Raw genomic sequence first — 8,470 nt, forward strand, 5'->3', positions numbered from 1 at the left:
GTTCTGCCGATGAAAACGACAGCGCCGGATACATGTCAGCAGCCGCTCAGGATTGGATGATCCAGCCAAGCTCTCGGCGTGATGGCACCGTAGGTGTCACAGTCGAAGCATCTCATTTATCGTTTATGAGGCTTTCTTCGATGCCGCTGATGCCTGACGGGCGGTCGCAGCTGCAGGCGACAACACGGCCTATTTAGTTGGAAACAGTCGAGGTAGGCCAATTTGGCTTCCCCGTTACTATTTGGAGAAAGAAATGCTGTGTCTAGGAATCAGCGGCGGACTTGACCAAGTCCATGAAAACCGATTCGAGCGTCCGAACGCCTTTATGCACGATGGCGCCGCGGTGCTCGTCCGAGACGGAAAGGTGATAGCCGCCGTAGAAGAGGAACGCCTCAATCGAATCAAGCACTCGAACAAGCTGCCAAGTGGTTCGATTCAATACTGTCTCTCGACGGCCGGGGTTCAGCTCAGCGACATTGATCGTGTCGCGGTCTACGCCAGCGAGCCCTATGCCAACGCCATGCTTGAAGGTATGTCCGCTTCCCAACCGGACATTCTCTCCACTCCGTTGGATGCTAAAATGTTGGTGCAGAACCTGTTAGCGCGTGAGTTTGGCACTAAGTTGGACAGTTCGCGTATTTCATTCGTAGGTCATCATCAGGCGCACGCCGTGAGCGCCTTTGCAATGTCGGGCTTCGAAAAAAGTCTCATTCTAGCGATTGATGGCTGTGGTGATTTCCTGTCGGGCCTTGTGGCGGTAGGGTCTGGCACAGAAATTACGCAAATCGAGGCTTTCCCGGAGGACAATTCTCTTGGGCTGTTTTATCTCGAGACGATCCGCTGTCTCGGCTACGGCATGTTCGACGAGTATAAGGTAATGGGACTCGCGCCCTATGGCGACCCCGCTCCCTATCGCGAGCTCTTCGAGCAGTTCTACGAGCTCTCCGCCAACGGTGGCTACCGTGTTCACCTCGACCGCATCGGTCCGGCGTTGCTCCGCAACATCGAGATCAGGCGAAAGGGAATGCCTTTCACCCAGCAGCATCGAGATGTGAGTGCGTCACTGCAGGAAGCGCTTGAGCGGATCGTGTTCCACATTCTCCGGCACCACCGTGAGGCCACCGGCATGAAGCGGTTGTGTCTGGCGGGAGGGGTAGCCCACAACTGCACGATGAACGGCAAGCTGCTGTATTCAGGGCTTTTCGAAGACATCTTCGTGCAACCCGCGTCTCACGACGCTGGCTGCGCATTGGGAGCTGCGCTGATAGTCTCTAACGAGATGGGCCGCCCCGCGCCGCGTGAGCGACTGCAGGAGGTCTATTGGGGTCCTGATCTCGGGAGCGACCGCGCCGTGGAACAGGAACTGAATGCATGGTCCGGACATCTCGAGGTTGAACGCTCTTATGACGTAGCGAGCAGTGCAGCCCACTGGATCACCAACGGCGCCGTGATCGGCTGGGTGCAGGGTCGTTCGGAGTTTGGGCCACGTGCGCTGGGCAACCGCAGCATTCTTGCCGACCCTCGGCCCGCTGCAAACAAGGACCGGATCAATGCCATGGTCAAGAAGCGCGAAGGCTATAGGCCTTTCGCACCATCTGTGCTGGAAGAGGATGCGAGCGAATTTTTCGACCTCCCGGACGGTAAGCACGAATTTCCATTCATGAATTTCGTCGTTCGCGTGCGTGACTCAAAGCGCGCCTTGTTGGGTGCCATTACGCACGTCGACGGTACGGCTCGGCTGCAAACAGTATCGCGCGATGCCAACCCCGCTTACTGGGAGGTCATCAATGCGTTCAAGAAGCGGACAGGCACTCCAATTCTGCTCAATACGTCCTTTAACAACAATGCTGAACCGATCGTGGATACGGTTGCAGACGCGATTGCCACATTTTTGACGACAGAGCTGGATGGACTTGTGGTCGGGCCCTTCCTAGTAAAAAAACGGGCTGCAACGCTGCAGGATTGGACTGCGCTTGCGATTTCATTGCCTCCCTCAGTCTCCCTCCATCAAACCCGTGCTTACACAGCGCGAGATCATCAGGAGACTGTCTGCGAGATTATTCCGAACCACTCCAGCATTGACAGTGTGCGAATTTCAAACGACCTGTTTAATCTGCTGATGCGGATTGAGGGCGAAGCCGTGTTAAGCGATCACCTCAATATAATTGCGCCGGATCAAGCTGTGCATGAAGCTCTGATGGAGGACCTGCTAAGACTGTGGGAGCAGCGCCTGGTTCGGCTGCATCCCTCACAAGCTGCTCGGATGGATCATGGGTCCGATCAAACGCCGGACCAGCCTAATAGGCTATCAATGTGATAGAGATGCCGCTCAAGCTCGGCCAATCAATAGTGTTCATCGACCCCGCCTGCGAGCTCACCGCTGTGATTAGGGGGGGGGTCGAGGTCGCCCTGGTCAGTATGCTTAGGAATGCTAGGGTCTGGCCTCGATATTGACCGGACTTCTGTGTCGAGAGGTCCAGCCCGCAGAACTTTAGAAACTGGCGATGATGACCTAAGCGGCGAAGATCGCCGGCCTCGGCAATGACGGTCAATGCCTTGATCGGTCCGATGCCCGGGATTTGTCGCAGGAGCTGATAATCCTGGCTGTGCCGCAGCAGATCGTCGGCCTGTGCTTCGATCTGCCGGATCAGGCTGCGTGCTTCGTCAATGACCATCCGGAACATGCGAATGGCAGGCGCATCAAGTGGCAGCGGCAATCCGATCGATGGGCGCGCCGTCTCGAAAATATCCATCAGAATCTGTGTCTTGCTGACCTTGCGGCCGACGACATCCCAAGCTGCTGCCACAAACTCCTCCTTCGTCAGCGCCGTGATGCTTGCTGGGGTCGGAAAGGCATGGAGGAAGGCAAAGAACCAATCGCTGCGGCTGTTCCCCCGGAAGCGATCGATCTCGGGAAAATACAGCGGCAGGTAGTGTGTCAGCATGCGGTGCTGGATCTCGGTCTTGGCCCTGGCGATCGCTTCATGTGTCTTCGACAGTTCCTGCACTTCGTTGATGCCGGCTCGCAGCGGATCATGGTAGACCTGCGTCGCCTGTATCCTGAGCATGTGTAGGATCACCTGGGCATCGATCTTCTTGCCGAATATGACGCCGAAGGCCTTAAGAAGCCCAGGCATCTGTTCTCGATTTTGCCTACTAGGCTGACGAGAAGGTCACGTGCCGACAGCAGCACCCGCACGACACAGGTGCCGTGGCTCTTGATGCGAACCTGCTTAAACCATCCGGTCCGTCCGATCTGAGCAAGGCCCGCCGCTCGTGGCGGCCCGATTTGTCCGGCATCATCGAGAGGGCGGCGCTTGACACGATCGGAAGTCCGCGCTTCCTTAACTCGTTCCAGAGCCAGATCGCAAGCGGTCACGGCTCCATGCCGATCCGCTCCGTCTCCGCAGCTCCACAGTCCCGCCCGCATCTCCCAGTCGCGCCCGGGTAGCCATTGCGCTGCAAGGCGGGTCTGATCGCTACGGCGGCGCCGCCACCATCTCCATCAGTCGGTTCGGCGACAAAGCCAATCATCTCCCGTAAGAGAAGTGCTTTCGGGCAAGTTCCGCAGGTTCAAGGAGATCGTTGACGGCGCCGCACTTGGAGCTGCGTCGAGCGCATGGTCGAGCTTGCCGCCCAAGGTACGTGGCTTCGAAACGCGTGCGATTGCGCCTCATTCAAAACCGCTGCGCGGCTGGTCGCGGGCATACGAGGGGGCGCAGGCGCCTGAAACGAACCCGTCGGTCACGACGGAGCAATCTTGCCGCCTGACCAGGCGCGTGGAAAAGTATCACAACGGTGACCACAGCGTCGCTTCAGGCCGTCAAAAGCTATTGCCGTGCGTCAAGGCGGGCTAGGTGACCCGTCGGAAGCCGGCACCAGCGGCTTTGTCGGGACAAGACACATGCTATTGGGATTTGGCCGCCGCAGCCGCGAGCATCGCTTCTCCCATCGCAATGGCCCCTTGGGCACGCAGCATTTCACCAGGGTTCTGAATGTCGCGCACCTCTTTGTTCTGGCTGAGTTTTGATTTCCCAACCAGGCCGGTGATCTCGATCTCCAGGGCGACGATTGCCTTGACCATCGTGTCGATGAAGTCCTTCGGCGCGTCGCCCATCTTCCATGGGACCGGCTGCGAGGTTTCTTGCATATGAGTGAGCTTCGCCACGTTGCGGCGCACATACCGCTCATCATCCCGGACAGTGATGCGTCCGTGGGCATGGACGACGAGATAGTTCCACGTCGGCACCTGCTTGTGGAATTCATGCTTGCTCGGATACCAGTTCGGCGAGATGTAAGCGTCGGCCGCACGGAAGATTACGAGAACCTCATCGCCATTGGCGACTTCCTGCCAGACTGGGTTCTTGCGAGCGACATGGCAATTGAGGACGCCCTTGTCTCCCTTCGAGCGGTCAAGCTCGAAGGGGAGGTGGTTCGCGTCCAGTGTGCCTTTGCTTTGGGTGACGAGGATACCGAGCGGGTGTTTGTCGATAAGCTCGAACAGGGCGTTCTGATCAGGGACGGCAAAATGAGGCGGAACGTACAACGGTTTATCTCCTGTCGCGAATGTGCGGTTGTTAGTGATCGGCGGAGCCTTACGGAACGGGCCCCTGAATCTTCGCTGCCGTCGACGAGTGCCCCGGATCTCGGTGTCCACCACGCTCAAGCACCGCCATCGAGAAATGGGCGGGCACATCAGATGCCGCCGCGTATGCGTGCGGTTGATCAGTGACAAGCCGCGCACTCTCGCCTTCGCTTAAAATGACCACATGGGTACCTACCACAACGCTCAGGGCACCCTGACTGACCGAGATCAGCTCGCGCGTATCCGGACTATGAGCATCTGCGGAAAACACGTCGCCCGGCATAATGACCCAGCTCCACAGTTCGAACATCGTGCGCCCCGAGGTCGATGAATGAAGTTGTGCAAAGCTTCCCTTGGCGCTTGTCCAAAGCGTCCTCGTCTCTGTCCGCTCAATAGGAAGGCGAACTGTGGAAGGATCGTCATTCAACAAATCGGCCACCGAGAGCGAAAACGCCGCCGCCAGTCGGCAAAGTATGCCGATACTGGGGTTCGCCTTGCCTTGCTCCAGCGAGACGACGGTTCCCTTGGACAACCCGCTCAGTTTTGCCAGTCGATCCAGGGTCAGATTTTGGTCGCGCCTCAAGTCTCGGATTCGAACCGCTATCGCTTTGCCAAGCACCTGCTCGGAACCCATCGCTGTCGTAAGATCGGTCATTATATTGACTTAGGACCTCGGCTCACCTATTGCGGTCAGTATAATGACCGGGGCGAAATTGCAACTGCCCGTCAGGAAGGAAATGACCGATGCGTTTTGAGACGAAGGCGATCCACTGCGGCCGAGGGGTCGACGCGTTGACGGGGGCCGTATCCATGCCGCTGCACACCAGCACGACGTTCGAACGCGGCGCCAACGGGTCATTTCCGTCCGGCTTCGAATACACAAGGGATGGAAATCCTACACGCAATGCGTTCGAGGCGGCCATGGCGAGGCTTGAGGGAGGGGAAGACGGCATCGCCTTCGCTTCGGGCATGGCCGCAATCGCTGCAGTTTTCGAGAGCCATCCGTCGGCGGGTCGGATCGTTCTGCCGGATGACATGTATTTCGGCATTCGTTCGCTGATCGAAGAGACCGACATTGGGTCTCGCTTCGACTTTGCCCCAGTCGACATGCGCGATTTGGACGCTTTGCGCGCCGCGGTGACATCGAAGCGGACTGGCCTCGTCTGGATCGAGACGCCGTCAAACCCGATGATCCGCGTTGTCGACATTGCGGCCATCTGCGCAATCGCGCACGAGGCAAACGCCTTGGCGGTGGTGGACAATACGTGGGCCACCCCAGTGCTTCAACTGCCACTCGAAATCGGGGCAGACGCGGTGATGCACTCGGCGACAAAGTACATTGGCGGCCACTCGGATTTGATGGCCGGTGTCGTCATTGTCCCAAACGCGTCACCCCTCGGTCGCCCATTGCGGATGGTCCAGAAACACAAGGGCAGCGTCGCAGCGCCCTTCGACTGTTGGCTGGCGTTGCGGGGCCTGCAGACATTGCCGGTCCGCATGCGCGCCCATTGCGAAGGCGCCCAGAAAGTGGCCGAGGCCCTGGCGTCTCATCCGCGCGTCGAAAAAGTGCTCTTTCCTGGTCTGCAAACTGATCCGGGACACGATCTTGCTACGCGGCAAATGAGCCATTACGGAGCGATGCTATCCTTTATCGTCGAGGGCGGAGCCGATGCTGCAATGGCCGTGGCCGGCCGCCTGAAGATTGTTGTCCGGGCGACAAGCCTTGGCGGGACGCATTCTCTGATAGAGCATCGCGCATCCGTTGAAGGTGCGAAGTCCAAAGCGCCAGGCGGATTGCTGCGAATTTCTGTAGGGCTTGAACATCCTCAGGACATTATCGATGACCTGATGCAGGCCCTAGGCGAAACCTGCAAAGCGGGAGTCCAATGACGGGTGCAAGAACTCTGGCGCCGAACGTGGCGGCTGGCGCAGCCGACGATCGGCAGAACAATGTTCCTGCTGAGTAGAACGCACGTCCTCTGGTGAACCGCTACCGCCGTGTCGCATCGTCTCGGGCGCGTGGTCGCATGGGTGATGAACGTCTTCGGGTTTCCGGACGATGGCCACGCGCTCGACCGGAAGCGGAAATACCCAGATTTGCCGTTGACCTGCTCGACCTCGTCGGAGATCGCGGTCAACAGATGGGATGGATGTGCTGGCACTACGGCAGTTTGACAAGCCGGCCATCGGGGCGCTAGCACCGTCCAAAGCCAAGAGTCGCAGGGCAGAACTGACCGCACCAAGCGGGCTGCGGACCCATCAGCTAACGGCCAGGTTGGTACCTCAACGCGCATCAGCACCGTGGATGCCACATTGTCCTTGTTGCGAGCGCGATCTCGGAACTTCGTTGTGACGCAGTCAGTGCGCTGTAAGCAAATGAGCGGAAGAACGACACCCAGTGGAGGTGAGAAGTGATGCGGCGTCAAGATCCTCCGCGCTTTGCGGCAAACACACTGATCCCTCTTCACAACCCGGTCTTTCGTTCTATCTGGACAGCCACGCAGATATCCAGCCTTGGCTGGCTGGTGCAGAGCGTGGCTATAAGCTGGCTCATGGCCACGATTTCAGCCTCCGATCTGATGGTTGCGCTCGTACAGGCTGCATCGACACTGCCCGCGTTCTTCTTGTCGATCCTTGCTGGAGCCATTGCAGACAGCTTCAGCCGCCGCGGCGTGATGCTTGCCGGACACTGCCTGATCGCACTGGCATCCACGGCGCTGGCACTCTCTGTGGGACTGGGCTTTGCTAGTCCATGGCTGATCCTGGGACTGAGTTTCTTGGCCGGATGCGGCTTTGCCTTGAACGATCCAGCCTGGCACGCCTCGGTCGGCGATATCCTGGAAAAGCGCGACATACCCGCTGCAGTGACGCTGATGTCGGTGGGGTACAACGTGGTTCGCAGCATAGGACCGGCGCTGGGCGGTGTAATCTTAGCTTTGCTGGGCCCCCCTTACGGCTTTCGCCCTCGCTGCGCTAAGTGACCTGGTCCCGTTGAGCGCTGTTCTGCGCTCACAGTGGCAAGTTCGCTCTTCGCCTCTTCCGCGCGAGCGGATGACGACGGCCATTCATGATGGCATGCGATTCACGGCGATATCCTCAGAGATCAGAGTGGCGATTGTGCGGCAACCCTGTTCGGGCTGTCAAGCATCTCGATCCTTGCTCTGCTCCCCCTCCTGGTTCGCGACCAACTGGCGGGAGGGCCAATTGTGTACGGCGTGCTATTGGCCGGCTTCGGCACAGGCGCCTTCATCGCCGGCATTGGCAGCAGCTACTTGAGACGCATCACGTCCCAGAACCGATTGATCACGCTCGCATCCGTTGCTTGCGCAACGTGCTGCCTTTTGATGGCCCTCACATCGTCGGTGGCTGTGGCGGCGATCGCGCTTGCAATCGGTGGCGCTGGCTGGGTTGTCACGGAACCGACGTGTGTGTGCAGTTGGCAAGCCCAAGGTGGGTCGTTGGTCGCACCCTGTCCATCTATTACGCCCTGACCTACGGCGGCATGGCAGCGGGTAGCTGGATCTGGGGTGCTGTCGCGCAGTACTATTCGCTGACGTGGGCTTTGGAAGGTGCTGCAGCGGCACTGTTGCTGGTCGCGGCTGTGGGAAAGCTATTGCCGGTGCGGCTATGGGAGGAATCGGATCAAGCGGCCGGCAACTTCAGGCCACCAGAACTGGCCCTCCCTTTGAAGCCCAGGAGCGGTCCGATCGTGATCAAGATGGAGTACTCGATACTCGAGGAGAGTATCGATGAATTTCTGAGCTGCATGCGCGAAAGGCGGCGCGTTCAGAGCCGCGCCGGGGGACTGTCAGGAATTTTGTGCATGAGGCCGGTTCTCGTCATTGGCTGACGAACCTTTCGCCGAAGACGACGGCGAACTGTGTC

4 protein-coding genes and 2 pseudogenes are annotated in these 8,470 nt (G+C 58.8%); 3 read left to right on the forward strand and 3 right to left on the reverse strand.

The genetic code is table 11. The features are described from left to right. Window positions 1-253 precede the first annotated feature (253 nt). Window positions 254-2,317 (forward strand): carbamoyltransferase family protein, encoded by a 2,064-nt coding sequence (locus NKJ90_RS27785; RefSeq protein WP_352487302.1) that lies wholly within the window; start codon window positions 254-256, stop codon window positions 2,315-2,317. A 118-nt stretch (window positions 2,318-2,435) separates the two neighbouring features. On the opposite strand, the pseudogene NKJ90_RS27790 reads toward NKJ90_RS27785, so the two are convergent. The 3 genes and pseudogenes from NKJ90_RS27790 to NKJ90_RS27800 all read right to left on the reverse strand — a co-directional run. After that, window positions 2,436-3,089 (reverse strand): annotated as a pseudogene (locus NKJ90_RS27790) (transposase); the annotation flags it as partial. An 818-nt stretch (window positions 3,090-3,907) separates the two neighbouring features. Continuing rightward, the gene (locus NKJ90_RS27795) at window positions 3,908-4,657 is read right to left on the reverse strand and encodes an FMN-binding negative transcriptional regulator (RefSeq protein WP_352487303.1); all 750 of its coding nucleotides are present in this window, start codon (window positions 4,655-4,657) and stop codon (window positions 3,908-3,910) included. Then, window positions 4,596-5,240, reverse strand: a complete 645-nt coding sequence (locus tag NKJ90_RS27800) for a helix-turn-helix domain-containing protein (RefSeq protein WP_352487305.1) — start codon at window positions 5,238-5,240, stop codon at window positions 4,596-4,598. The genes NKJ90_RS27795 and NKJ90_RS27800 overlap by 62 nt, the downstream gene beginning before the upstream one ends. 89 nt (window positions 5,241-5,329) lie before the next feature. Between NKJ90_RS27800 and NKJ90_RS27805 the strand changes: the two genes are divergently transcribed. Both NKJ90_RS27805 and NKJ90_RS27815 read left to right on the forward strand, forming a co-directional pair. Continuing rightward, window positions 5,330-6,475, forward strand: coding sequence for a trans-sulfuration enzyme family protein (locus NKJ90_RS27805; protein ID WP_352487306.1), 1,146 nt, complete (start codon window positions 5,330-5,332; stop codon window positions 6,473-6,475). A gap of 524 nt (window positions 6,476-6,999) precedes the next feature. Then, window positions 7,000-8,387: pseudogene (locus NKJ90_RS27815) on the forward strand (MFS transporter); the annotation flags it as partial. Window positions 8,388-8,470: the final 83 nt, after the last annotated feature.

It is taken from the genome of Mesorhizobium sp. M0051 (genome assembly GCF_040323235.1).
GTDB lineage: Bacteria > Pseudomonadota > Alphaproteobacteria > Rhizobiales > Rhizobiaceae > Mesorhizobium.

Bases quoted from the DNA above. Each gene is read 5' to 3' on its own strand.
- NKJ90_RS27785 (WP_352487302.1), top strand. From the start codon at position 254: ATGCTGTGTCTAGGAATCAGCGGCGGACTTGACCAAGTCCATGAAAAC.
- NKJ90_RS27800 (WP_352487305.1), bottom strand. From the start codon at position 5,240: ATGACCGATCTTACGACAGCGATGGGTTCCGAGCAGGTGCTTGGCAAA.
- NKJ90_RS27805 (WP_352487306.1), top strand. From the start codon at position 5,330: ATGCGTTTTGAGACGAAGGCGATCCACTGCGGCCGAGGGGTCGACGCG.